16 protein-coding genes are annotated in these 26,058 nt (G+C 70.5%); 8 read left to right on the plus strand and 8 right to left on the minus strand.

Going from position 1 to position 26,058, the window contains the following annotated elements:
- Positions 1-41: 41 nt before the first annotated feature.
- Entirely contained in the window at positions 42-1,538 is a 1,497-nt protein-coding gene (locus tag VZQ01_RS01660) for an ArnT family glycosyltransferase (protein WP_426746741.1), read from the plus strand.
- 260 nt (positions 1,539-1,798) lie between these two features.
- Entirely contained in the window at positions 1,799-5,401 is a 3,603-nt protein-coding gene (locus VZQ01_RS01665) for an endopeptidase (RefSeq protein ID WP_223784726.1), read from the plus strand.
- A 110-nt stretch (positions 5,402-5,511) separates the two neighbouring features.
- Here VZQ01_RS01665 and VZQ01_RS01670 read toward each other — a convergent pair whose 3' ends face one another.
- The gene (locus VZQ01_RS01670; protein WP_426746742.1) at positions 5,512-6,684 is read right to left on the minus strand and encodes an AI-2E family transporter; all 1,173 of its coding nucleotides are present in this window, start codon (positions 6,682-6,684) and stop codon (positions 5,512-5,514) included.
- Between the two features lie 308 nt (positions 6,685-6,992).
- On the opposite strand from VZQ01_RS01670, the gene VZQ01_RS01675 reads away from it, so the two are divergent.
- Positions 6,993-7,322, plus strand: a complete 330-nt coding sequence (locus tag VZQ01_RS01675; RefSeq protein WP_223750139.1) for a hypothetical protein — start codon at positions 6,993-6,995, stop codon at positions 7,320-7,322.
- Positions 7,323-7,433: 111 nt separating this feature from the next.
- Positions 7,434-7,856 (plus strand): cupin domain-containing protein, encoded by a 423-nt coding sequence (locus VZQ01_RS01680; protein WP_223750140.1) that lies wholly within the window; start codon positions 7,434-7,436, stop codon positions 7,854-7,856.
- A gap of 25 nt (positions 7,857-7,881) precedes the next feature.
- Here VZQ01_RS01680 and VZQ01_RS01685 read toward each other — a convergent pair whose 3' ends face one another.
- From VZQ01_RS01685 to VZQ01_RS01695, 3 genes are read right to left on the minus strand one after another with little or no spacing between them, the layout of a single operon-like run.
- Complete coding sequence (locus tag VZQ01_RS01685; protein ID WP_426746743.1) at positions 7,882-10,443, minus strand: polynucleotide kinase-phosphatase; 2,562 nt, start codon at positions 10,441-10,443, stop codon at positions 7,882-7,884.
- A complete protein-coding gene (locus VZQ01_RS01690) occupies positions 10,440-11,843 on the minus strand; it encodes a 3' terminal RNA ribose 2'-O-methyltransferase Hen1 (RefSeq protein WP_426746744.1) in 1,404 nt (467 codons plus the stop codon). Before VZQ01_RS01690 ends, VZQ01_RS01685 begins: the two co-directional genes overlap by 4 nt.
- Positions 11,844-12,857, minus strand: a complete 1,014-nt coding sequence (locus VZQ01_RS01695) for a YxiH-YxzG fusion protein (protein WP_426746745.1) — start codon at positions 12,855-12,857, stop codon at positions 11,844-11,846. It abuts the gene before it with no gap.
- A gap of 317 nt (positions 12,858-13,174) precedes the next feature.
- Between VZQ01_RS01695 and VZQ01_RS01700 the strand changes: the two genes are divergently transcribed.
- Together VZQ01_RS01700 and VZQ01_RS01705 are read left to right on the plus strand one after the other, a co-directional pair.
- Positions 13,175-14,458 carry a DmpA family aminopeptidase gene (locus tag VZQ01_RS01700; RefSeq protein ID WP_223750144.1) on the plus strand — a complete coding sequence of 428 codons (1,284 nt, stop codon included), beginning with the start codon at positions 13,175-13,177 and terminating at the stop codon, positions 14,456-14,458.
- A gap of 136 nt (positions 14,459-14,594) precedes the next feature.
- On the plus strand, positions 14,595-16,295 hold the full coding sequence (locus VZQ01_RS01705) for a hypothetical protein (protein WP_426746746.1): 1,701 nt from the start codon (positions 14,595-14,597) through the stop codon (positions 16,293-16,295).
- Positions 16,296-16,306: 11 nt separating this feature from the next.
- Here VZQ01_RS01705 and VZQ01_RS01710 read toward each other — a convergent pair whose 3' ends face one another.
- The 3 genes from VZQ01_RS01710 to VZQ01_RS01720 form a co-directional block, all read right to left on the minus strand.
- Entirely contained in the window at positions 16,307-18,064 is a 1,758-nt protein-coding gene (locus tag VZQ01_RS01710) for a DUF885 domain-containing protein (protein WP_223750208.1), read from the minus strand.
- 35 nt (positions 18,065-18,099) lie between these two features.
- Positions 18,100-21,054 carry a DEAD/DEAH box helicase gene (locus tag VZQ01_RS01715; protein WP_426746747.1) on the minus strand — a complete coding sequence of 985 codons (2,955 nt, stop codon included), beginning with the start codon at positions 21,052-21,054 and terminating at the stop codon, positions 18,100-18,102.
- Positions 21,055-21,122: 68 nt separating this feature from the next.
- Positions 21,123-23,159 (minus strand): membrane dipeptidase, encoded by a 2,037-nt coding sequence (locus tag VZQ01_RS01720; protein WP_426748918.1) that lies wholly within the window; start codon positions 23,157-23,159, stop codon positions 21,123-21,125.
- A gap of 271 nt (positions 23,160-23,430) precedes the next feature.
- On the opposite strand from VZQ01_RS01720, the gene VZQ01_RS01725 reads away from it, so the two are divergent.
- Both VZQ01_RS01725 and VZQ01_RS01730 read left to right on the plus strand, forming a co-directional pair.
- Positions 23,431-24,885 carry an amidase gene (locus VZQ01_RS01725; protein ID WP_426746748.1) on the plus strand — a complete coding sequence of 485 codons (1,455 nt, stop codon included), beginning with the start codon at positions 23,431-23,433 and terminating at the stop codon, positions 24,883-24,885.
- A 149-nt stretch (positions 24,886-25,034) separates the two neighbouring features.
- Positions 25,035-25,433, plus strand: a complete 399-nt coding sequence (locus VZQ01_RS01730) for a helix-turn-helix domain-containing protein (protein ID WP_223784733.1) — start codon at positions 25,035-25,037, stop codon at positions 25,431-25,433.
- Positions 25,434-25,486: 53 nt separating this feature from the next.
- On the opposite strand, the gene VZQ01_RS01735 is transcribed toward VZQ01_RS01730, so the two are convergent.
- Positions 25,487-26,056, minus strand: coding sequence for an imm11 family protein (locus VZQ01_RS01735; protein WP_223784734.1), 570 nt, complete (start codon positions 26,054-26,056; stop codon positions 25,487-25,489).
- Positions 26,057-26,058 lie beyond the last annotated feature (2 nt).

Here is a 26,058-nt window from a genome sequence, read left to right on the forward strand (position 1 = left end):
CGGGCCTTGGTGCTAGCGTGCACGCCTCCCCTGGGGGTGGCATGCGCCGGTTCGTCGTCAGCGCGAGGGAGCTGTGGCAGCGGCACCCGGTGGCGCTGGGTGTCGCGGTGACGTTCTCGCTCAGCCTGCTGTTGCGCTGGCTGTATCTCCAGTCCGCGCCGGACCGCGCCTGGCCCTTCTCCATCTTCTTCTACGGCGACTCGCGCTTCTTCCACACGTACGCGCTCGAGCACGCCCGGGGCCTCGCGAGCTCCGCCACCCTGCCCTACCACCCGCCCCTGTTCCCGTGGCTCCTGGGCCTGCTGTACCGCGTGCTGGGCGAGCCCCAGGGCAACGCCTATCCGTACAAGCTGTGCCTCGCCGCGCTCAGCGCCTCCACCGTGGCGCTGTCGTGGACGTGGTGGCGGGGCCTGCTGGGCACCGCGTGGAGCTTCGTGGCCGCGGGCCTGTTCGCCGCGAGCTTCGGCTGGCTGGTGCTGTCCACCACGTACAGCAACGAGGTCCTGTACGCCTTCTTCCTCACCGCCACGCTCGCGCTCGTGCTGCGCCACCGCGCGGGGCCCACGCCCGTCGGCGCCGTGCTGCTGGGACTCGCGATGGGACTGGGCTCGCTCACCCGCGCCGAGCACCTGTACCTGTGGCCCTTCCTGCTCGCGTGGGCCTGGCTGTACCGGGGCTCCACGCCGCTGACGTCGCTGGCCACCCGCTGGGGCGCCGCGGTGCTCGTGTCCGCGCTGGTGCTCGCACCGTGGGCCCTGCGCAACGCGCGCGTGCTCCAGGAGCTCAACGCGAGCACGCCCGCGCTGGAGCCCCTGCCCGTCATGGCGCCCGTCACCGTGTACGGCCCCATCAACTTCGCCATGGCGAACCACGCCGGCGCCACCGGCGGCTTCACCCCGGACTCCGTCAACCAGCTGGGCCAGGACGGCCACCTGGACGTGGCCAACACCGCCCAGCGACACCTGCTCCTGCACGGCTACGCGGTGGGCCTGGCGTGGATGCGCGAGCACCCCGCCGACGCCGCGCGGCTGTGGAGCGCCAAGCTGGGACGGTGGCTGGATGGACTGAGCCTGGGCCTGGGCGCGTCCAACCTGCCCTCGGGCCTGAGCGGCTCGCGCGCGCCCGTGGACCTCTTCGTCCCCGAGGGCGGCGCGCTCAAGTGGCCGCTCGTCGCGCTCCTCGTCGCGGGCGTCCTGTTGTCCGTGACGCCCCGCTGGCGCGCCTTCAGCCTGCTGTCGCTCGTCGTCCTGCACCGGGCGCTCATCACCGCCGCCTTCTTCGGCTACACGCGCGGCCTGCTCACCATCTTCCCCGCCCTGCTCCCGCTGCTGCTGCTGCCCCTCGTCGCGCTCACCGCGCGAAGGCCCGCGCTCGCCCTGCGCGTGCCCGCGGTCGCGGGCGTCCTGCTGCTCCTGTTGTGGGTGGAGGCCGGGGCGCTCGCGCTCGGCGCGCCCCGCGGCTTCATGGCCAGCGGCAGCACGGACCGCACCAGCGGCAAGCTCATCCAGGACGACTGGGTGCGCATCTGGCCGAAGTGAGCCAGAACAACCTGTCAATAAAATTTGGATGAGGGTGGCACAAATACGCGCCCAGCGCCATAGCGGTATTCACTTAGGGTGCGTCGAAGTGTTCGCCAGTCAACACTCCTACCCCGCGTTTTCCCTAGAGCACATGTCTGGAACGAATCTCTGGGAATAAGCCATATTCAATTTTCTGCGGGGCATCAGTAAGGCGTCTGCGGGCTCCGCACCGGAGCCTTCGGGGTCCGCCCCTCGGGACCCCCATAGAGGAGAACCGCATGCGCCACACCCAGGTGTCAGCAGCATGTCTTGCCTTGCTCCTGTCAGGGACGAGCTGGGCGGTCCAGCCCCCCCAGGCGGGACCGAGCGCCGTCGCCGACAAGGCCTTCTTCAAGCCGGAGTTCTACCTTCCCATCCAGAACATGCCGCTGCAGCAGGCCCAGCAGACGCTGGACAAGGCGGCGGTGGGAGGCTGGGACGACTTCTTCAAGCGCAACGGGAGGGACTTCCGCGTCCACATCGACCCTCGCACCGGCACGCCGTCGGGCATCGAGGGCGCCTACCCCATCATCCCCGGCAAGGGCGTGCGCAACCGCGTCACGCTCGACAGCGTGCGCGAGGCCATCGGCCGCTCCGTGGCGGAGGTGGACGAGTCCGTCGTGGGTGACCTGGTGTTCAAGTACATCGCGGACAACCAGGCCGCCTTCAACCTCGACGTGATGCAGATGAGCGCGCCGCGCGTCACGAAGATCAACGACAACCTCTGGCAGGTGCACATCGGCCAGGTGGTCAACGGCATCCCCGTGCGCCACGCGCGCATCGCGGCGACCATCAGCCACGGCAACCTCATCCTCGTCGGCACCGAGGCGTGGGCCACGGTGGGCATCGAGACCCGCCCGGCGCTCTCCGCCGGTGACGCGCTGGTGGCCGGCAACGGCTTCGTGGGCCTGAACACCAGCCCCCAGGGCCTGTGGCAGCAGCCCACGCTGGAGATCGCCCCCGTCGCGCCGGAAGGTGAGTCCTTCGCCGGCGCCGTGGGCACCGGCTACAAGCACCAGCTGGTCTACGCCTACGGGTTCCAGGACCCGGACAGCCACCAGCGCTGGAAGGTCACGGTGGACGCGAACTCGGGCGAGACGCTCGCCATCGAGGACGACAACCACTACTTCGACGCGCAGATCAACGGCGGCATCTACCCGTCCACGAACATCGGCACGTGCACGGACAACACCGTGTGCGGCACCATCAAGCCCAACTCTCCCATGCCCTGGGCGAACACGGGCCTGGCCTCACCGAACAACTTCACCGACGGCGCCGGCATCTTCAACTACAGCTCCGGCACCGTCACCACGTCGCTCGCCGGTCGCTACGTCCGCGTGTCCGACAGCTGCGGCGCCATCAACGTCAGCTCCACCACGGGCAACATCGCCCTGGGCGGCGTGAACAACGACCACGACTGCACCGTGCCCACCGGCACGTCCGCGGGCAACACCGCCGCGTCGCGCTCCAGCTTCTACGAGCTCAACAAGCTGGCGGAGCAGGCCCGCGGCTACCTGCCCAACAACACGTGGCTGCAGCAGCAGCTGCTCGCCAACGTGAACATCAACAGCACGTGCAACGCCTTCTGGAACGGCACGTCGGTCAACTTCTACCGCAGCGGCGGCGGCTGCCGGAACACGGGTGAGATTGGCGCCGTGTTCGACCACGAGTGGGGCCACGGCCTGGATGACTTCGACGCCAACGGCTCGCTGTCCAGCTCCAGCGAGGGCTACGCGGACATCGCGGCCATCTACCGCCTGCAGACCTCCTGCGTCGGCTACGGCTTCTTCCACACGACCAACCTGGGCTGCGGCCAGACGCCGGACGGCTCGGGCTACAACCAGCAGGAGTCGCAGGTCTCCGGCTACAAGTGGTGCGACACGCGCTGCTCCGGCGTGCGCGACTCCGACTGGGGCGCGGCGCTCTACGCCACCCCGTCCGCCCCGACGCTGGTGCCGGCGCCCCCGGCCACCCCGCAGAACTTCGTGTGCCCCATGTGCTCCTCCGGCACGGGCCCCTGCAGCAAGCAGGTGCACTGCGCCGCGTCGCCCGCGCGTCAGGCCGCCTGGGACCTGGTCGCTCGTGACCTGACGGCCGCGCCGTTCAACTACGACTCCAACACGGCGTTCATCGTCGGCAACAAGCTGTTCTACCAGGGCTCCGGCAACATCGGCGCCTGGCACGCCTGCAACTGCTCGGGCGGCACGTCCGACGGCTGCGGCTCCACCAACGGCTACATGCAGTGGCTGGCGGCGGACGACGACAACGGCAACCTGAACGACGGCACGCCGCACATGACGGCCATCCACGCCGCGTTCAACCGTCACAACATCGCCTGTAACACCATCACCCCGGTGAACTCCGGTTGTTCGTCCGGTCCCACCGCGGCGCCCACGCACACCGCGACGCCGGGTGACGGCCAGGTGGCCCTCAACTGGACGGCCTCCGCGGGCGCCACGGAGTACTGGGTGATGAAGACCGAGGGCATGGGCTGCGACTTCGGCAAGGCGAAGGTCGCCACCGTCTCCGGCACCAGCTACACGGACACCGAGGTCGCCAACGGCCGCGAGTACTGCTACTCCATCGTCCCCGCGTCCTCCAACGCCTGCTACGGCGCGGCGAGCACCTGCTCGTGCACCACGCCGGTCTGCGCGGCGCCGGGCGTCGCCACCCTGTCCACGCCGTCCAACGGCGCCACCGGCGCGGAGCTGGCCACGGTGCTGGACTGGAACGACGTGACGGGCGCGTCCACGTACGAGGTGCAGGTCTCCACCAGCCCCACGTTCGCCACGGTGGTGGCGTCCGCCAACTCGCTGGTGGGCAGCACCTGGACGGTGACGCCGTCGCTCAACGTGAACACGACCTACTACTGGCGCGTGCGCGCGAACAACTCGTGCGGCGGCGTGGGCACCTGGTCCACGGCGTCCAGCTTCACCACGCGCGGCTGCGTGGCGCTCTCCGCGCCCACGCTCGCGTCCCCGGCGGATGGCGCCACGGGCGTGGCCTCGGCCACGGCGCTGGACTGGACCGACGTGCCGAGCGCGGCGACGTACGAGGTGCAGGTGGCCACGGACGCGGGCTTCGCCAACATCGTCCGCTCCGCCAACGCGCTGACCACCAGCAACTGGACGGTGTCCCCCAACCTGAGCAGCGCCACGACGTACTACTGGCGGGCCCGGGCGGCGGACGTCTGCGGCACCAGCGCCTTCAGCGCCGTGCGCAGCTTCACCACGTCCACCGTCTGCACGCCGACGCTCGCCACGTTCGACACCACCCGCCAGGCCCCCACGTGCGGCACGGTGTGCGGCTGCGACACCGGCCCCACGCTGGTCAACGGCCGCGGCTCGATGTCCGGCGGTATCGAGCCGAACCAGCCGAACACCATCAATGACTCGTGCGCGGACGGCACCTCCGGCTCCTACCACGGCGACGAGAGCATCGACCGGGTCGTCATCAAGACGGTCGACCAGGGTCCGTTCGCCGCGGGCAAGCAGGTGACGGTGGAGGTCACGGTGTGGTGCTACAGCACCGGCTCCTCCGACTTCTTCGACCTGTACTACACGACCAACGCCGCGTCCCCGACGTGGACGGCCCTGGTCACCGGCGTGGTCTGCCCGGCGGGAGGCGTGCAGAAGTTCACGCACACGTTCAACCTGGCCAACACGGCGGGCACGCACGCCATCCGCCCGCAGTTCCGGTTCACCGGCACGGCGAGCGCCTGCGCCAGCGGCAGCTACAACGATCGCGACGACATGGTCTTCTCCGTCGGCGCGGCCGTGGCCTCCGCGGACTCGGGCAAGTCCACCACGTCCCAGGGCCGCGCGGCTCCCGCCGGCCGCTGACCGACGCCTCCCGTCCCCTCCGGTGCAAGCGGGCCGGAGGGACGCGGGTGAGTGACAGCAGGGATGGATGACGAGGGCTTCCGGGCGGTCCGCCGGAGGCCCTCTGTCTTTCAGTGGCGCTCGCCGGGGCCCTGCTCCGACGGAGGCTCGCCGCCTTCCAGCGGGCCCGCGAGCAACAGCCCCTCCTCCACCGCGCCCTTGCCCACCTGGCGGCGCGCGCGCTCGCGGTGGTGGGCGCGCCTGAAGCGCAGCTGCCGCTCGCGGAGGACCTCCTGGAGCAGCACCTGCGCGGCGGCGGCCAGCGGCACGGCGATGACCGCGCCGAGCAGCCCCGCCAGGGCGCCACCACACAGCACCACCAGCGAGATGAGCAGCGGGTTCATCCGGATGGCGCGCCGCTGCACCATGGGGCCCAGCACGTTGGACTCAATCTGGTTGTAGACGACGAAGATGATCAGCGCGATGACCGCCGAGCGGAACCCCACGGTGGCCAGCGTGGTGAGGCTCACCAGCACACCGCTGACGATGCTGCCGATGTAGGGGATGACGCCCAGCACCATCACCGCCAGCCCCAACGGCAGGAAGTACGGCACGCCCTGGGCGAGCGCGACGATGGCCGCCACCACGCCGCCGATGGTCATCACGAACAGGGTGCCGGCGATGTAGTTGCTCACCGCCTCGCGCATGCGGCCCACCAGCTGGCGCACGTGGTGGTGCCGCCGCGGCGCCACCCACTGGAGGATGCTCTCGTACAGTTCGCCGCCGAACAGCAGGCCGAACACGGTGAGCGCCACCACCGTGATTCCACCGGCGAGCAGTCCCAGGGAGGAGGACAGCACGCCCACCGCGCGACCCGCCAGGTCCAGCGGCTCGAAGCGCAGCAGCTCCTCCGGCTTCAGCTCGAAGCCGTAGCGCGTCCCCAGCTCCTGGAGCCACTTCGACTGGGAGAGCTTCTCCAACAGCCCCGGCGCGGACTGGACCAGGCCCTCCAACTGCTGCACCAGCGCGGGCACCAGCGTCCCCACCAGCACGCCCATCAACCCCAGCAGGAGCAGCGCCACCGCCGCCACGCCCAGGCCGCGGCGCACGCCCCAGCGCTCCAGCCTGCGCACCAGCGGGTCCAGCGCGAGCGACAGCAGGAGCACGACGGCCAGCAGCGTCAGGAGCGGATAGAGCCTGCGCAGCACCAGCCAGCAGACGGCGAGCAACAGCACCTGAAGCCCCACGGCCCACACCGTGCGGGCGGGCACGTAGACGGGGAGCTGGCGTCCTGAGTCCTTCATGCGCGACAAGGTAGGAAGTGGCGCGCCGCCAGTCAGTCCCCCACCCACACGAGCGCGGGACGCTCGCGCGCACGAGCGCCCGGGCCCAGGGGCGTCGACGCTCGGTGTCTCGTGGAGCAGGCGGACGGCCGAGCCCCCGTGCGCGCGCTGACTCCACGGGGCGGTTGGCGGCGCGCCGGAACGAACCTGTGCCGTGAGGGTGCTGGCGCCCCACCCTTCAGTCCGACAGCGACGGGACACAACCGGACTGCGCCATGTCCGATAATCTTCAAGCAGACCTGGAATCACGCCCGGAAGGAGGCGACGCGATGTGGGTCGAAGCCATCGTCATGCCCCGAGAGAAGCCCGCGGAGGTTCGAGCCGCTCCACGCGGCGAGGCCAGGCGTGCGTCCGCGGCCGCGCCCCTGGAGAGCCGCGCGGCCATCCACCAGCGTGCGGGGGAGGAGAGCCGCCAGTTCCGCGACCAGGTGCTCGGCTTCCTGCGGGCGCACCAGTTGATGAGCGCGGTGCGCTGGGTGAGCGAGCCCGGGGTGTTTCCGTTGGTGACGCTGCACTGCACACGCGGCGTGCTGGAGCGGCTGCGCCGCGAGCCGGGCTTCGAGGCGGGCCAGGCCATGTCGTTGGAGCTGACGACCTGAGGCCCTGTCGCGCCCCGGGAGCATCCCTACGTTTCCCTTGAGACATCACAGTCGGGCCACGGGTTCCGGGGCGCTCCGGCGCTCCTCCGCAGGCTCGCAGGGGGGAACATCATGAGCGAGCTCAGCATCAAGCGCTTCTCCACGCCCGACGAGCGTCGGCCGTTCGCCGACCACGGGCACGCGGAGATCCTCCGCTTCGACGACGACACGACGGTGGGAAGGGTCGTCTTCGAGCCGGGTTGGAAGTGGTCCCAGGACGTCAAGCCGCTGGCGGGAACCGACTCCTGCCAGGTGGCGCACGCCTGCTACATCGTCAGCGGGCGCATGGTGATCCGGATGGATGACGGCACCGAGCTCGAAGCGGGCCCGGGAGACGTGGCCATCATCCCGCCGGGCCATGATGGCTGGGTGATTGGCGACGAGCCCTGCATCGCGGTGGACTTCGAGGGCATGGGCCACTACGCGGAGCGCGGCGCGTCCCAGGGCCGCGCGCGCGTGCAGTCCTCCACCCAGCAGCCGCCGGGCGTTCACTGACTCGGGGAGCGGGGCGGGCCCTCGGCTACAGCCGGGGGTCCACCGGTTCACTCTCCAGCGCGAGCACGCCGAAGACACACTCGTGCACGCGCCGCAGCGGCTCCCGGCGCACGAAGCGCTCCAGCGCCTCCAGGCCCAGTGACAGCTCCCGCATGGCCAGCGAGCGCTTGGTGGACACGCCCCGCTGGCGCAGGCGCGACAGGTGCTCGGGCGCGGTGTACTCGGGGCCGTAGATGATGCGCAGGTAGTCGGGCCCGCGGCACTTGATGGCCGGCTGGAGGTAGCCCTTCTTGCCACGCGCCACATAAGCCCGGGGCTTCACCACCATGCCCTCGCCGCCGTTCGCCGTCAGCGACTCCCACCACCGCGTCGCCTCCTCCACCTCCTCCGCGTCCGCCAGCGACACCACGCGATAGGGCGTGGCCACCAGCCACCCGGCATCCGCGCGGCACACCCTGGCCAGCGACTCCATGTGCCACACGTGGTCCTTGTCCGTGTGCACGGCGCCCTCCGTCGCCAGCAGGTGGAACGGCGCGAGCCGCACGTCCTCCAGCGAAGCCACCGGCCAGCAGTAGCGCCGATAGGCCGCGACATAGCGCCCCACGCCGTCCGCCTTGCGCTCGAAGCGGCTCACCAGCGCCGACAGGTCCAGCCCCCGCGCCGCCGCCTGGGCCACCGCCTCCCGGGCCGCGCCCACCGAGGCCAACGCCGCCGCGCCCACCGCCGCGTACTGTTCGCGCACCAGCTCCCGCGCCTTCAGCGACCACGGCATCAGCTCGCAGTCCAGGCAGGCCCAGTCCGTCTGGTGCTCCCCCCAGAACCCGGAGGCGTCGAAGGCCGCGCCCAGCCGCGCCAGGAACGCCGCCTCCAGCGCCTCGTCCTGGAAGAACCGCCGCCCGGTCCGCGTGTAGCACGCGCCCCGCTCGTCCCCGTCGAGCCCGAAGCGCCGCCGGGCCACGTCCGCGTCGCGGCACAGCACGACGACGGCGCGCGAGCCCATGTGCTTCTCCTCGCACACCACCTCCAGCACGCCCTCGCGCTGGTAGTAGGCGAACGCCTCCTCCGGGTGCTCCAGGAGGCCGGGGCGCGCGCTCGTCTCCGACGGCGACATGGTGGGCGGCAGGTAGATGAGCCACTTGGGGTGCACCGCGAAGCGGCTCATCACCTCCAGCGCGGCCGCGGCGTTCTCCTCGCGGAGGGTGATGTTGCGCATCAGCCCCGTGGTCACGATGCGCTTGCCCAGCACGTCCGCCACGTCGAGCACGTCGTCGTCCTGCTGCTGCGCCGTCAGCGCGGCGGGAGCGCCTCCGATGCCCGGCGGCCTGCGCGCCTCGCAGTACACGCGCGCCGCCTGCACGGAGCACAGCTCCCGCTCCGGATAGCGCAGCGCCGTCAGCTTCCCGCCGTAGACACAGCCGGTGTCCACGCAGAGCGTGTTGTTGAGCCACTCGGCCTCCGGCACGGGCGTGTGGCCGTAGACCACCATCGCCTTGCCCCGGTACTCGGAGGCCCAGTCGTGGCGGACGGGCAGCCCGTACTCGTCCGTCTCCCCCGTCGTCTCGCCGTAGAGCGCGAAGTCGCGCACCTTGCCCGAGCCGCGCCCCTGCATGGACTCCTTGAGCCCCGCGTGCGCGACCACGAGCCTTCCACCGTCCAGCACGTAGTGGGACACCAACCCGTCGATGAACTTCACCACCTGGGCGCGGAACTCCGGGGGCTCGCGCTCGAGCTGCTCCATCGACTCCGCGAGGCCGTGGGACAGCTTGACGTCACCGCCCCGCAGCTTCCGCATCAGCTTGATTTCGTGGTTGCCCGGCACGCACAGCGCCGTGCCCGCCTCCACCATCCCCATCACCAGCCGCAGCACCCCGACGACTCCCGGCCCCCGGTCGACCAGGTCGCCCAGGAACACCACCTTGCGGCCCTCGGGCGGGCGCACGTCGAAACCAGGGTCCCCCACCGGTTGGGGCGTGACGACGTAGCCCAGCTTCGTCAGCAGCAGCACCAGCTCGTCCAGACACCCGTGGATGTCGCCGATGATGTCGAAGGGCCCCGTCTCCTGCTTGCGGTTGTTCCACAGCGGCTGACGCTCGATGACCAGGTCCTCGAGCTGCTCGGGCTTGAGGATGTGGACGTGGCGGAAGCCCTCGCGCTCCAGGCCGCGCAGGGACTGGCGCAGCTGCTGGAGCTGGTGGCGCACCACCCGGAGTCCGAACTGACGGTTGGGCCGCAGCGCGTTGCGCGCGTGGCAGGTGGCCTCGGGCACGTCCAGGACGATGACCACCGGCAGCACGTGGTACTCGCGCGCCAGGGCCACCAGCGGCTTGCGCGCCTCGGGCTGGGTGTTGGTCGCGTCGATGACCGTCAGCCGGCCGCGCGCCAGCCGCTTCGCCGCGATGAAGCGCAGCACGTCGAACGCGTCGCGCGTCGCGTCCTGGTCGTTCTCGTCGTCGGACACGAAGCCGCGGCAGGTGTCGGACGAGAGGACCTCCGTCGGGAGGAAGTGCTTGCGCGCGAAGGTGGACTTGCCGGCGCCAGAGGGGCCGACAAGCAGGACCAGGGACAGCTCGGGAAGGGAGACTTTCATCGTGTGAACACCGCCATCTGGGTCGGCGCGCCGACCTCCGCATCCAGCGTCCCGACGGGCACGAAGCGCACGCCGTAGCCGAAGCGCTCCGCCTGCCGCCGCGCCCAGGACTCGAACTGCGCCCGCGTCCACTCGAAGCGGTGGTCCTTGTGCCGGAACGCGCCCGGGGCCAGGCCCTCGAAGCGCACGTTGTACTCCGCGTTGGGCGTCGTCAGCACCACGACGCCCGGACGCGCCCACTCGAACAGCACCCGCTCGAACGCGGCCAGCCGGGACGGCTCCAGGTGCTCGATGACCTCCACCACCGTCGCGGCGTCATGGCCCGAGAGCCGCGCGTCCCGGTACAGCAGCGAGCCTTGCAGCAGCTGGATGCGCTGACGTTGGAGGTCGGGGAGCCGCTCCAGCTTCAGCCGCTCGGCGGCGACCTCCAGCGCCCGCGTGGACACGTCCATGCCGGTGATGCGCGTGAAGCGACGCTCCTGGAGCAAGGCCCGCAGGAGCTTGCCCTCGCCGCAACCCACGTCCACCACCGACGCCGCGCCCTGCTCGACGAGCGCCGTCAGCACGGCCTCCCGCCGCTGCTCGTCCAGGCTGACCCGCCGCTCCAGCGTGGCCTCGGCCTCGTCGCGGGCCGTCTCGACCGCGTCCGTCACACCGGTGTCCTCGCCCTCCAGCAGACGCGACATCGCCTCGCGCGCGAGGCTGCGCTGGTGGCGCAGGTAGCGCCGCGTGATGACCTCCCGCTCCGGATGCGACGCGAGCCAGCCCTCGCCGTGGCGCAGGAGCTTGTCGACCTCATCCTCCGTCACCCAGTAGTGCTTGTCGTCGTCCAGCACCGGCACCAGCACGTACAGGTGGCTGAGCAGGTCCGACAGCGGCTTGTCCCCCTGGAGCGTCACCGTGAAGTAGCGGCTGGGCCCCCACTCCGGCACTGTCTCGTCGAGCACATGGCGGGTGGCTGTCACGGTGTAGCCGAGCGGCTCGAAGAGGCGCCGCAGGAAGGGCTCGCCTCCACGACACGGCAGCACGGACAGCCGCGCGGTGAGCGGCAGCGCCCGGGACGCCAGCTCGGGCCGCTCGCGGCTGCGGCCGGAGAGGGCCGCGCCGAAGACGCGCGAGAGCGCCACGCTCAGGAACGACGAGGCCACGTAGGGGCGGTCATTGACGTACTGCTCCAGCGCGCCGCCGTCGCCGGAGGGGCCCTTGCGCTCGCGCACCAGCGCCACCGGGTCCACCTCCAACAGGAGCGCGGCCGTGCAGCGCTGCTCGGTCGCCTCCGGGTAGAAGACGTGCGCCGTGCCGAACGACACGTCGAACGACTGGGGCTTGTGCGGGCTCTTGTGCAGCAGGTAGCCCAGGTCCGTCGCGGGAGAGTGGGTCGTCGAGAGTGTCAGGAGCATTCAGTGCCAGACCCGGGCCGAGGCCACGAGGGTGTCGAGGTCGATGCGAAACGCGCGAGTGCCTTCGCCGCCATACAACCAGGGCCCACGCCCGCGCATCCACGTGGGCTGCCAGCGTTCGCCGTCCGGGTCCACGAAGACGAAGGTCCCCGCGGAGGCCAACGTCTTCTCGCGGCGACCGTGCAGCACGTACAGCTCGAACTGGGAGCGTGCCGAATACGAGCCGCCGAACAACACGTGCGTGGCGCCCACCGCCATCGCGCTCGCTCCCGCGACGGGTGTCTTCCAGGTCACGGGCTTCGCGCCGTCGCGCAGCCGCACCAACGGGAAGTCCGTGTAGAAGTACAGCCAGGTCTCGTCGTCCGACGCGACGTTGAGCGCATAGCAGTCGATGATGATGTCCGTCCCGGCGGCGCGAGGGTCGAACTCACTCAAGCGCCGCCCCATCACATCGAATTGCACCAGCCCGCTGCGGCCGATGGGCTCGCTGTCGATGTCACCCTGGCCCCAACCCCGGTTGCCGAGCACACCTTCGTCGAAGTAGCTCACCCACAGCCGACCATCGCCCGTGGCCTGGATGTCCTGGATGCCATCACCGAGCGTCAGTTCGCGCCGGGCCACGCCTTGTCGCGAGTAGACGATGGCGTTGCGCGCGTGAGCGTCCTTGTCCACGTAGGCGCACCGGGCCCCCGCCAGCAGCAGGTCTCCATCGGGCAGGGGTTGGACGAAGTGGAAGTTGAGGCGCTCGGGTGGAAGGAGGATGGACTCGGGCTCGGCGTCTGGGAAGGGATAGCGCAGGACCTCGTAGGACTGCGGAGCGTCCGCGTGGGACTTGGCGAACGAGGCACCTCCTGGAGTGAAGGACATCCGGTCGTCGCGCTTGCCGTCCAGTGCCACGAGCCACAGGTCGAGGTCGGGCCCAACTCCCTGCGCCACCACCTCCCGGCCCGCCAGTGCCTCCGAGAAATCGACGAAACACGGCACCTCGAGATGGGTCAACTCGCGTTCTGACATGGCTTTTTCCTGGTCTGGGAACCGAGCTCGGGGGGGCCGGTTTCGAGGCCGCAGACGCCAGGTCCGGAGGGGACCTGACGCTCCCCGCGGGCGCACACCTCCCCCCATGACAGGCACTCGCGCTACAGTGGAAACACCCTCCGCGCGCTTCGTTGTTCAAGCCGCACAACGTCGTGTCCCCCACGGGCCTCACCTCGTCGCCGGGTCTGCGCGCGGACGGCACCGCGTTCTGACGCGGTGCGAGGGCGCCCGGAATGACGCGGGCGCCCTCATCCCCGCGCTACACGACCACCGCGCGGAGGAGTAGGAAGCGGTGCATGCGCACCCTGCTCTCCTCTTCCGTGCTGCTGTCGCTGCTGCTGACTCCCACGCTCGGCGCCGCCCAGGCCGAGCGCCCCAGGCCTCGCGCCAGGGACCTGGGCATCACCTTCGGGGGGCAATCAGGCCCCCTCAACGCCATCACCGACGTGCCGGGCGTGGAGGTGGGCCACACCACGCTCATCTCCGGCCAGGGCCGCATCGAAGCGGGCAAGGGCCCCGTGCGCACCGGCGTCACCGCCGTGCTGCCCCGAGGCAAGGCCAACGTGGGCGAGCCCGTCTTCGCCTCCACCTACGCCCTCAACGGCAACGGCGAGATGACCGGCACGCACTGGATTCAGGAGTCCGGTGAGCTCAACGGCCCGGTGATGATCACCAACACCAACGACATCAGCGCCGTGCGCGAGGCCGTCATCACCTGGGCGGTGAAGAAGGACCTCGCGTGGGACCTGGGCCTGCCCGTCGTCGCGGAGACGTGGGACGGCATGCTGCACGACGTATATGGCTTCCACGTCAAGCCCGAGCACGCGCACCAGGCGCTCGAGACGGCGCGCACCGGCCCCGTCCCGGAGGGCTCCGTAGGCGGCGGCACGGGCATGGTGTGCCACAACTTCAAGGGCGGCATCGGCACCGCGTCGCGCAAGCTGCCCGAGTCCGCCGGCGGCTACACGCTCGGGGTACTGGTGCAATGCAACTACGGCTCGCGCCGCCTCTTCTCCGTCGAGGGCGTGCCCGTGGGCGAGGAGCTCCCGGACCAGCGGCCGTGCTACCTCGGCTCCCAGAAGCCCGGCAGCCCCATGATGCAGGCGGTGCCGTCCTGCGACGCGACGGGCGCCCCGTCCAAGGCACCCAACCCCTTCGAGGGCGCGGGCTCCATCATCGTCATCGTCGCCACGGACGCGCCGCTCCTGCCCCACCAGCTCAACCGGCTCGCCCGCCGCGTGCCGCTGGGCATCGCCAAGATGGGCGGCCTGGGTGAGAACTACTCGGGCGACATCTTCCTCGCCTTCTCCACCCAGCACCTGAAGCCGCCGACCCAGGCACACGTCGCCAACGTGGCGGTGCTCGGAAATGATCGCCTCAACCCCCTCTTCGCGGCCACCGTCCAGGCCACGCAGGAGGCCATCCTCAACTCCATGCTGGCCTCCGACACCATGACCGGGGCGGACAACATCCGCGTCTTCGGCCTGCCGCACGACGGCCTGGTCAAGGCGATGAAGAAGTACGGACGGCTCAAGCCCGCCGCGCCCGCGCCGGCGACCCGCAAGACGGCGAAGCCCTGACCGGACTCGGGCGGCGGCTCGCATGGGCTCCAGGCGGCCACTCGGAGCCCCACCCGCCGTCGCCCGGGCCACAGTCATTCTTTGTCATGCAAGTATCGAGTGACGACATTGTCACGTCCGTGATTAAGGAACGGGAATGCGCTTCTCGTTCTTCGCGACTTCCACCACCCTGAAGAAGCTCTATGCCCCCGAGATGTCCAAGGTCCTCCTGGCCGGAGGATTCAATGGATACTGGAACTTCGGGGACATCCTCATGCTGCAGGGCGCCGTGCGCTGGCACCTGGGGCGCAAGGAGTCGGCGGTCGTCTCCATCCACGAGCTGGGGCGGGTGCAGGACGCGCAGTACCTGCGTCAGCTCCCCGTGGTGCTCGGGACGGAGGACTTCGTCTTCTTCTCCGCGGACAGCGGAGACACCGCGTCCACCAAGGCCCGGGAGCTGGGCCTGGAGCCCGTGTCGCCCACGCGCCTGAGGGGCGCGGCCCGGCTGCACGTCTATGGCGGCGGCTACTTCAATGGCCGCTGGGGCGACGGGATGCTGTCGCTCGTGGAGTCGCTGCTGCACGCCTGGCTGCCGGGGCACTACGTGTTGTCGGGGCTGCAGGTCGGTCCGGAGTTCGCGAGCCGGCTGGCCGCGCACGCGCACCAGTGGCAGCCGCTGCTGCTCGGGTGTCGGGACCCCGAGTCCGTCCAGGCGTTGGTGGAGCATGGCGCCCCGGCGCTCCTGTCCGGGGATGACGCGCTCGAGGAGCTGGACCGCGCGGCCGGGGAGGCCTCGCGTCAGGAGCCCCGGCCGAAGGTGCCCGGTCGCTTCGCGCTGCACATGAACCTGTCCACCTACGCGTATACGGACCCCGGCGTGGACCCGGACTCGCTGCCGCCTCCCGCCGCGACGATGAACGAGCAGTTGCAGGCGCTGCGCTCGCACTTCGGCGAGGCCGCGGCGCCGGTGGTGCTCAATGCGTATATCGACGAGCGCCCCGTGGTGGAGGACAGCCTCGCGGCCATGCGCAAGACGGCCTTCACGGAGCACTTCCCGCAGGCGGACGTGGTGGACCTGGTGGGCCTGCTCTTCCAGGGGCGCCTGTCCCAGGCGGTGGAGCGCATCCGCGAGTGCGAGGCGCTCGTCGCGTCCTCGTACCATGTGACGCTGCTGGGCAAGGTGTCCGGGGTGCCCAGCCACCTGTTCGCCTTCAACGAGTACTACCGCCAGAAGAAGGCGGGGCTGGCCGAGTCGGAGACGTCGCTGAAGGACTTCCTCGAGGGCGGCCTGCCATCGTCGGTGGAGCGCGGCGGCGCATACATCGAGGAGCAGCGGAGGCTCCGGCGCGAGTGGCTGTCACGGCTGGAGGCGAGCCTCGCGCAGCCGGTGGCCAACGTGAACTGGGTGTCGCGCGCGGCGACGTGGCTGGAGGAGGTCCGCGCCGAGCTGCGGCAGGAGAAGCAGCTGCGCGCCGAGGAGACCCACGCGACGCGCTCCGCGCTCAAGGAGCTCCAGGCGCGCCACCACGCCCTGCTCGCGCGCTGCGAGGCGGGTGAGGCGCGGGTGAGGGAGCTGGAGCAGCAGCTCGCCCACCGGGACGCGGAGGGCACGGCGCTCAGGGGAGAGCTGCACGGCGTGCGCGAGCTGCTCGCGTCGAAGGAGTTCGAGCTCGAGTGCTCCACGAGGCGCGAGGAGGAGCTGCGCGCCAGCTACGAGGCCCTGCTCACCACCGAGCCGCCCCTGCGCCACCGACTGGTGGATGACCTGAATGACCGGCTCATCAAGTCCGCCGGAGGCCAGCGCGCGCACCGGGCCATCAAGCACCTGGTGCGCGTCACCGTGGGGCGCGGCAAGTAGCCCGCGCTCCCCTACTTCGCGAGGGCCTTCTGGCGGGCCACCCACGCGTCCACCTTGCGCTCGAGCACGTCGAGCGGCAGCGAGCCGCTCAGCAGCACCACGTCGTGGAACTCGCGCACGTCGAAGCGCTCACCCAGCGAGGCCTCGGCGCGGGTGCGCAGCTCGCGAATCTTGAGCTGCCCCACTTTGTACGCCAGCGCCTGTCCCGGCCAGGCGATGTAGCGGTCCACCTCGTTGGTGATGTCCAACGCCTGGCGGGGCGCGTTCTCCATGAAGTAGTCGAGCGCCTGCTGACGCGTCCACTGCTTCGCGTGCATGCCCGTGTCCACCACCAGCCGCACCGCGCGCCACATGTCGTACGAGAGCTGGCCGAACTTGTCGTACGGGTTCTCGTACAGGCCCATCTCGTCGCCGAGCGTCTCGCAGTACAACGCCCAGCCCTCGCCGTACGCCACGTAGTAGCCAAAGCGGCGGAAGTCCGGCAGCGCCGTCTGCTCGGTGGCCAGGGACGTCTGCAGGTGATGTCCCGGCACGGCCTCGTGCAGCGTGAGGGGCACCATCTCCCAGTGCGGCCGCGTCTCCGGACGGTACAGGTTCACCAGGTACGTGCCAGGGCGCGAGCCGTCCGAGGAGCCCGCGTAATAGAAGCCCGTCGTCACGTCCGGCGCCATGGCCTCCGGCGTGGGCTCCACCGCGTACGGCTGCCGGGGCAGCGTCTTGAACAGCCGCACCAGCAGCGGGTCGATCTGCTTGGCCAGGCTCCGGTAGCGCATCAACAGCTCTTCACCGGTGCGCGAGTAGAAGCGCGGGTCCGTGCGCAGGAACTGGAAGAACTCCGGCAGCGTGCCCTTGAAGCCCGTGCGCTTCATGATGGCGTCCATCTCCGCCCGGATGCGCTTCACCTCCGACAACCCGAGCGCGTGGATCTCCTCGGGCGTCAGCGACGTGGTGGTGAACCGGCGCGCGAAGAAGCCGTACGCGGCCTGGCCGTCGGGGAACTGCCAGATGCCCACCGCCTCGGGCGCGCCGGGCAGGTACTCCTCGACGAGGAAGCGGTGGAAGGCACGCAGCGCGGGCACCACGCCCTCGCGCACCGCCTTCTGCCCCGCCGCCGCCAGACGCTGCTGGTCCTGGGCGGACAGCTTCGCGGGGAAGCGCAGGAAGGGCGTGTAGAAGCCGCTCTTCGTCGGGTCCTCCACCAGTTGCCGCTCGATCTGCGGCGGCACGCGCTGGAGGATGACGCGCGGGTGCACCTTCTTCTGGCGCACCCCCTCGCGCATCAGCGCCGTCACCTGCTCCACGTAGGTCCGAAAGCCCTCCAGCCGGGCCACCCAGTCCTCGTAGTCCTTCACCGTGTCGAAGCGCAGCGTGTCCGCGAGCTGGTAGGCCGTCTGCACGCCCGGAGGCTGGCGGATGCCCTCGGGGATGCCGCCCACCTGGTTGACGGGCAGCAGGTGCCAGCCGAAGCGGAACTCCTCCAGCCACGTCTCGTGCTCCTTGCGGAACAGGTCCAGGTTGAGCTGGTCCTCCTCGGACAGCTTCGCGCGGTCCACCTTCTTCAGCTGCTCGAGCACCTGGCGCGAGTGCGTGTTGTCCGCCTGGAGCGCGGTGAGGCTCAGGTCATCCCAGCGCGTGTTCCAGCGCCGGTCTCCGGCGACGGACGCGTACGTCGGGCTGCGCTCCAGTTGGTATTGCCAGTCGCGCTCGAGGATGGTGCGCAGCGTGGTGGCCGCGTCCTGCTTCTTGGCTTCGGCATCCATGGACAGCATCAGGAAGAACCCCAGGGTGAGTCCGAGCAACCGCTTCACGAGAACAGCTCCAGCAGGTCTTCACGGGTGATGGCCGCCGCGCCGCCGGCCTCGCTCAGCGCGGCCTCCATCAGCGCGCGCTTCTTGTCCTGCAGCCCGAGGATGCGCTCCTCGACGGTGCCCTGCGACACCAGCCGGTAGACGTTCACGGGTCGCTCCTGGCCGATGCGATGCGCGCGGTCCGCCGCCTGCGCCTCCGCGGCCGGGTTCCACCACGGGTCCACCAGGAACACGTGGTCGGCCGCCGTCAGGTTCAAGCCCGTGCCGCCCGCCTTCAGCGACATCAGGAGCACCGGCGGGCCGTCGTCCGCCTGGAAGCGCGCCGTCACCTCGCCCCGGTTCGCCGTGCTGCCGTCCAGCCGGTCGAAGCCGATGCCCGCGCGCTTGAGCGCCGGCTCGATGAGGTCCAGCAGCGACGTCCACTGCGAGAACACCAGCGCCTTGTGGCCCTCCGACACCGCCGTGTCGAGCGCCTCCACCAGCGTGTCCACCTTCGACGACGAGGTGGCCTTCTGCCCGGGCACCAGCGCCGGGTGGCACGCGGCCTGACGCAGGCGCAGGAGCGCCTCCAGCGCCTTGAGCACGCTGCCGCCCTCGTTGAGCAGGGCCACCACCTCCGCGCGCGTGGCCGCCATCACCGCGTCGTAGATGGAGCGCTCGCGCTCATCCAGCGACACGTGCATCACCGACTCGATGCGCGGCGGCAGCTCCGGCGCCACGTCGCGCTTGAGGCGGCGCAGCACGAAGGGACGGATGCGGCGGCGCAGCTCGCTCGCGGCGCCCGCGTTGCCCTCGGAGATGGGGCGCGCGAGCTTCTCCTCGAACTGCCGCCGTCCTCCGAGCAGGCCCGGGTTGGTGAAGTGCATCAGGCTCCACAGCTCGTCCAGGCGGTTCTCCAGCGGCGTGCCGCTGAGCGCCAGCCGGAAGCCGGACTTGATGCCGAAGGCGGCGCGCGCCACCTGGCTCTCCGGGTTCTTGATGGCCTGCGCCTCGTCCAGCACCACCATGGCCCAGTCCTGCGCGCCCAGCACCGCCGCGTCCAGGCGCAGGATGGAATACGTGGTGAGCGTCACGTCCGCCGCCGCGTCCAGCGCGCGGCCGGGGCCGTGGTAGACGCAGACCTTCAGCGAGGGACGGAAGCGCTTGAGCTCCGCTACCCAGTTGGGCAGCACGCTGGTGGGGCACACCACGAGCGAGCCCTTTCCCAGGACGCAGATGGTCTGGAGCGTCTTTCCCAGGCCCATGTCGTCCGCGAGGATGCCGCCCAGACCCGCGCTCTTGAGGAAGCCCAGCCAGCTCACGCCCGTCTGCTGGTAGTGGCGCAGCGACGCGTTGAGCTCCTCCGGCAACACCGGCGGCGGCAGCTTCTCGAAGCCCTCGACGAGCGGCGCCAGCTTGTCCAGGCCCGGCGGAGGCGGCTGCTCCAGCGTCTCGCACAGCTGCGACAGCTGCGGCAGCGCGTGGTTGGACACGCGGCCATCCGACTGACGCGCGGCCAGGAGGTCCGCCACGCGCTGGCCGTTCTTCTCCAGCCAGGCGCGAGGCAAGGGCGCCCAGCCCCCGCCCACCAGCGGCACCAGGCCCAGCCCCTCCTGCCACGCGCGCACCACCGCGGCCGCGTCCACCGAGCGCGTCTCGCCGCCCTTGCCCCCCTCCACCTGGAAGTCGAGCGTGAAGCGCACCTCCGGCACGCCGAGCGCGTTGGTGGCACCCTCCACGGACAACGAGGGCTTGAGCCGCACGTCCGGGCTCACCACCGACGCGCCGTCACCGGCGAGGTCCCCGCCCCACCGCCGCAGCTTGTCCGCCCAGCGCACCATCTCCGGCCCCTGCACCGTCACCCGACGGCCCGGCACCAGGTTCAGCTCCTCGCGCAGCTCGTGCACCAGGCGCTGCTCCACGGCCTCGTCGCGCAGCGGCACCGCGCCGCGCAGGTACACCATGCGGCCGTTGTCGATGCGCACCGCCGGCGGCGCGCCGTAGACCAGCGTCGGCAGCACCGACAGCCCGGACTCCAGCTGGTGCAGCTCCAGCAGGATGCGCGGCTTGAGCTCGCGGTCGATGGACGGCACCCGCTTCGTGCGCACGTCCACGGGCATGCGACGCCCCAGCTCCGGCAGCACCTTGGAGGTCAGCTCGCCGAGCTGCTCCGCGCCGTAGGTGCGGACGATGGGCAGGTTGTTGAGCCACGGGCCCGTCATGCCCGTCTCGCCCAGCCGCGCCAGCGCGTCCCCCACCAGCGCGACGCCGGGGCTCACCACCTCCGTCACGCGGGAGTCCCTCGCCACCGTCACCACCAGCTGCCCGCCACGCTCCTCCACCAGCGCCCGGGGCACGACGACCTCGTCGGGGATGGCCACGGGGCGGCCATCGAGCAGCACGTTGCGCGCCTGCACCAGGACCTTGAGCAGCGCCTCCAGCGTCTCGGGGGCCAGGGCGCCGCGCGTGCGGCGCTGCTCGAGGATGCGGTCGGCCAGCAGGTCGGCCTGCTCCACCTGGAGCTGCGCGGCCTGCGCCGGCTTCGCCATGTACGAGGCGAGGCTGCCGTCGAGCGCCTCCTCGCGTCCGTCCGCGTGGGCCAGCGTGCGCTTGAGCTGGAGGCCGTCGCCCGTGCGCGCGAAGTGGTACACCACGCGCGACCAGCGGGTGGCCGCCGTCTCCATGGGCGCGTCCGTCTTCTCCGCCTGCTGGAGCGACAGGGCCGCGGCCACCACGTGCTCGCACGGGTCCACGCGGCTGGGGCAGTCACACTCCCAGGCCTCGTCGGCCGGATAGAGCGTCACCGTGAAGGGAACCGGGCGCCCCGACGAGCGCACCCTCAGCTCCAGCTCGCTCTCCGTCTTCGACTGGAGGACCACCGCCCCGGCGCGGGAGAGGTTCACTCCGTTGGACCAGATACCGGGGCGGGCTTCCTTCCGGACGGCTTCGAGCAGTTGGACGGTGGCGGACATAGGGGATGGGAACTCCCTACGCCCCCGGGGTGCGCCGCGCAACGGCGATGCGCACCCCGGCCCCCGGCTCAGCCGCAGGTCAGCGTCCAGCGGCAGCTACCCGACAAGCACTCCTTCCCGTACAGGCAGGTGGCCCCTCGGGCTTTCTTCGGCTGGCACTTGCCGCTGTTGAGACCCCAACCACAGTACTGCGTCGACGCGCAGTCGGCCTCCTCGTCGCAGATGCAGGTGCCGGAGCTGTTGCAGCCGGACGCGGTGCACGCGTCGCTGATGCACTCCTCCTTGAAGCGGCAGGACTCGCCCACGGCCTTGGAGTCCGGCGCGTAGCGCACGCCGCACAAGAGCGGGTACTGCGCCTCGCGGGTGGCCTTGTCCACGTAGGTGGCCACGCCGCTGGTGTCGATGTCCGCCGCCGCGTCCGCCATGCCCGTGCGCGGGTTCACGGCGCGCTCCCACGTCTTCAGGAACGTCTCCGCCGAGCCCGACAGGCCCGCGGTGTTCGCGCCCACGCGGCCCAAATCCTTGAGCAGGTCCGGCAGGTAGCCCACGTGCGCGAGGCCGTACTCGTCGAAGCCCGTGCCCAGGCGCGTGGGGCCGGCGACGTTCTGCTGCCGCAGGTGCGCGTCCGCCTCCGCCTGGAACGTGGCCGAGCACGCGCCGTTGTTGCCGAAGCGCGGACGGGTCTGCTGGATGAAGCCGTTCAGGTCCGCGCCGAAGGCCATGGGCACCTTGAGGCCCTGGCGGCCGAACTCGACCGCCTGCGCCAAGGAGCGCGTGGAGCCGTGGCAGTTGTTGGCCACGCCCGAGCGCGAGTACGTGCGCGTCTCGTCATGCGCCGTGCGCAGGCCGAAGATGCCGCCCGTCTGGCGCAGGTAGCGCACCACCCACGCGGGCGTGGTCTTCTCGTCGTCCGCCAGCTTCGGGTTCATCACCTCGCGGAAGTGGCCGTGGGAGATGACCAGCGGGTAGTACGTGTTCGCCTGCGCCAGGGCGAAGGCGTCCTGCAGGCCCTTCTCCGACAGGTGCGCCACGTCGATGAGCATCCCGCGGCTCATCATCGCCTGCACCAGCGCCTTGCCGTCCGCGGTGAGGCCCTTGGTGTTGCGGCAGTTGCCCGCCGCGTCGCGGTACACGTCGAAGCCGAGCGTCATCGTGTCGGTCGTCACGCCGCAGTCGGTGTCCACGTGGCACGTCTCCAGGAACTGCGCGGCCTGGAAGATGGCGTTGTGCAGCGCCGCGCCGCCGAAGCGGTTGTCCAGCTGGTGCACCGGCTGGAGCGAGCGCACACCCAACGAATAGAAGCGGTCCAGCTCCGTGCGCCAGTCCTTGGTGCCGAACAGCTTGCTCGTCTCGATGGAGAGCACCATGGCCAGCTTCCCGGAGGCGATGATGTTGCGCGCGTGCGAGGGCGTCAGGGCGATCTCCACCCAGTCGTTGCGCGCGTCGAAGTCACGCGCCATCTGGAGCTGGAGCTCCACGTCCACCATCTCGTCGCACGGCCGCGAGATGTTCTGGTACGGCAACACCTTGCAGAGGAACTCGTTGCTGACCAGCGACACCATCACCAGCGACATGCCGCCCTGGTGCGCCTGCCGCAGCCACCCCTCCCACGACTGCTGATGGGCGATGGTGTCCCAGCGCGGCCACTGGGTGTTGACGGACATGCGGCCCAGGTGGATGCCGGTGTCGCCCTCGGTGCCCTCAATCTTGCCGATGAACTCCGAGCCCACCGCGCCGCCCAGGCCGAAGAGCGCCGCGAGCAGCGGGTTGCCGCCCAGGTTGATGCCTCCCGAGTTCGGGCACAGGTTGAGCAGGTTGCTCAAGTCCATGCGCACGCGGGCGTGGTCGCTCTCCGGAAGGCCGCCGTCACAGCTCGTCAGCGAGCCGGTGTGGCTGCCGTGGAACCAGCCACCGCCGAAGGCCTCCTCCGCGAACATGTGGTGGTGCAGCTCCGCGAAGCCCGGGGCCGTCAGCGGCTGGGATTCGGACTCGGTCGCGGGCGCTTCGGACGGCGCCTCCTCCTGCACGGGACCGCAGGCGAGCCCCAGACACAGGCTCAAGGGAAGAAGGGCCAGGACACCCTGGCGTCGATGACGCGGGGACATGAACATAAGCGGGGGATTCCTTCTCGGGATGCGGGCGGATGGCTCCGCGGCCGCGGTGGTGAGGATACTCCTCGCTCAACGCGCATTTCGAGCCGCGTCCGTGCTGCTTGAAACATTCGGTGACAGTTGTCGCCGCCTTGCGTCATCGGCTTCGCGTGGTGGTGCGGTGGCGACCCGGCGCGGCGCGCGCGAGCAGCGGCGAGAGGTGTAGCGGTATCCTCTCGCGCCGCACCTGGGCCGCGTCCCGTCGGCCGGTGCGCCACGAGGACTCATGCACCTGGACGACTACACGCGATACGACGCGCTGGGGCTGGCGGAGCTGGTGCGTCAGAAGGAAGTCAGCCCCGACGAGCTGCTGCGCGCGGCGCTGGAGGCCATCGCCCGCGTCAATCCGAAGCTGAACGCGGTCATCGACGTCCGGGAAGCCGACGCGCGCGAGGCCTTGAAGCGGGGGGTGGCCGATGGGCCCTTCCGTGGGGTGCCCTTCCTCATCAAGGACCTGGTGGTGCACGCCGCGGGAATCCCCACGGAGCTGGGCAGCCGGCTGGCGCGTGGCCTGGTGCTCCCGCATGACACGGTGTTGATGGAGCGCTATCGCCGCTCGGGCCTGGTGCTGATGGGGCGGACGAACACGCCGGAGTTCGGCAACAACGCGACCACGGAGCCGGTGACGTACGGCCCCACGCGCAACCCGTGGGACCTGTCGCGCAGCCCGGGTGGCTCGAGCGGCGGCTCGGCGGCGGCGGTGGCGTCGGGCATCGTCCCGGTGGCGCACGGCAACGATGGCGGCGGCTCGCTGCGCATCCCGGCCTCGCTGTGCGGTGTGTTCGGCTTGAAGCCCACGCGCGGGCGCGTCTCGGTGGGTCCGGACGGGGGCGACGCGGTCAACGGCCTGGGCATCGAGCATGTCATTACCCGCTCGGTGCGCGACAGCGCGGCGATGCTGGATGCCACGCAGGGCGCGGCGCCGGGTGACCCGTACTACGCGCCGCCGCCGGAGCGGCCCTTCCTGGAGGAGGTGCGTCGGGAGCCGGGGAAGCTGCGCATCGCGATTTCACGCAAGGCGGCGTCGGGCGTGCCGGTGCACCCGGACAACGTGGCGGCGGTGGAGGACGCGGCGAAGCTGTGCGCGTCGCTGGGGCACGACATCGTGGAGGCCGCGCCCGTCTATGACGACGCGGTCCTGGTGGAGGCCATGGTGTCGGTGTGGTGCGCGAGCAACGCGGCGCTGGCGGAGCTGCTCGGCGGAGCGCTGGGGCGCACGCTGGGGCCAGACACACTGGAGGCCACGACGTGGGCCGCCGTGGAGCACGGACGGCGTCTGCGCGCGCTGGACCTGCAGGCGGCGTTCGCGGTCTTCAACCAGGTGAGCCGCGTGGTGGGCGCGTTCTTCGTGGACCACGACGCGCTGCTGACGCCCACCGTGGCCGTGCCGCCCTACCCGCTCGGCGTGCTGGACTCGAACAAGCCCATGGGCGCGGGCGAGTGGTACCGGCACGTCTTCACGCTGATTCCCTTCACGCCGCTCTTCAACGTGACGGGACAGCCGGCCATGTCCGTGCCCCTGCACTGGAACGCGCAGGGTCTGCCCATCGGCGTGCAGTTCGTCGGCCGCTTCGCGGAGGAGGCCACCCTGTTCCGGCTCGCGGGCCAGCTGGAGCACACCCGCCCCTGGTCCGTGCGCAGGCCGCCCGTGCACGCGGCGCGGGACACCTCCGCCTCCTAAACCGAGGTTCGTGATTCTCGATCAGGTTGGAGAGTAGGCGGGCGTGTAGCGAGCGGGAAGAGAGAGCAGGGGCACCTCTCGTTCGGCTCTGTGTGCGCAGAAGACCTGAGAGCGAGAAGGCCCTGCCCGAGGGTAAAGGTAGGCAGTGGATGAAGAGGAAGCAGCGCCGGGCGCTGCTTCGGTGGGCAGCCAAGAGTGGCTGCCTGCTCACCTATCGGAGCTGCGAGGCGGTCGCCGCGGTGGGACGAGGCGCCTCGTGTCGCGCTGCGGCTCGGTGGCTGGAGTGCGCGACCTCGACGGTGGTGGCGGCGGTGCGGAGGTATCGAGAGGGCGGACGCCATGCCCTGCGAGACAAGAGGGCAGGAAACGGACGAGCCATCCAACTGCTCTGGCGCCTGTCGAATGTCCACCGGCGGGCTCGCCGCATCCACCTCGCCCTCGACAACGCCTCGGTCCACTCCAGCAAGAAGACGTGCCTCGCCGCTCCTAACCGCCAGCGCTCCGCCAGTCCATCCCTGCGCCGCACCGACCTCAGGCGTGTCGTCTGAGGTCGTTCGAGAATCGCGATCGTTGGTTTAGCGACTGGGGCAGGCCCAGTGACTCAGACTTCCTCGAACTTCCCCCCCAAGATGCCGGTTGCCTCCAGGGCGTCTTTGACGTCCTCGTCGACAATGAGCGCGGGCCCCCAGCCCCACGTTCGGAACACACGCGCGTTCCCCACCTGCGACTTGTGGATCCGCATGCCGGCAACGGACCAGTATTCGCCAATCCGGTCGGCAAACTCCTCAGCGGTGCGGTATTGAACTTCTTCGCTGGCAGCATCATCGATACAGCGAATCGTCCGCGCCACATTGAGCACGAAGAAGGGACCCGACGCGCCCTCGACTGCCACGGGGAAGAGCTGAACATCCGCAGGAGCCCATTCGCGAAAGACAGACGCCACCCGTTCACTGACGACGGGTGTTCCCCCCGCCCCCGCGAATTCGATATCCAGGGGGATTCCGGGCCGGTGGAGGGGGACTCGTAGCCGCTCATTGACTTCGACCCGCGCCCCTTTCCGGAAGAGCCAGATATCGTCGATCTCCGTCCCCTCTGCATCGGTCGGATCCGAGAGATACCAACGCCCCTTCACATAGACGTCGACAGACAGGTTGAAGAATCGTCGCTCCACGA

The sequence above is a fragment of the Myxococcus faecalis genome (genome assembly GCF_050039385.1).
Taxonomy (GTDB): Bacteria; Myxococcota; Myxococcia; order Myxococcales; family Myxococcaceae; genus Myxococcus; species Myxococcus fulvus.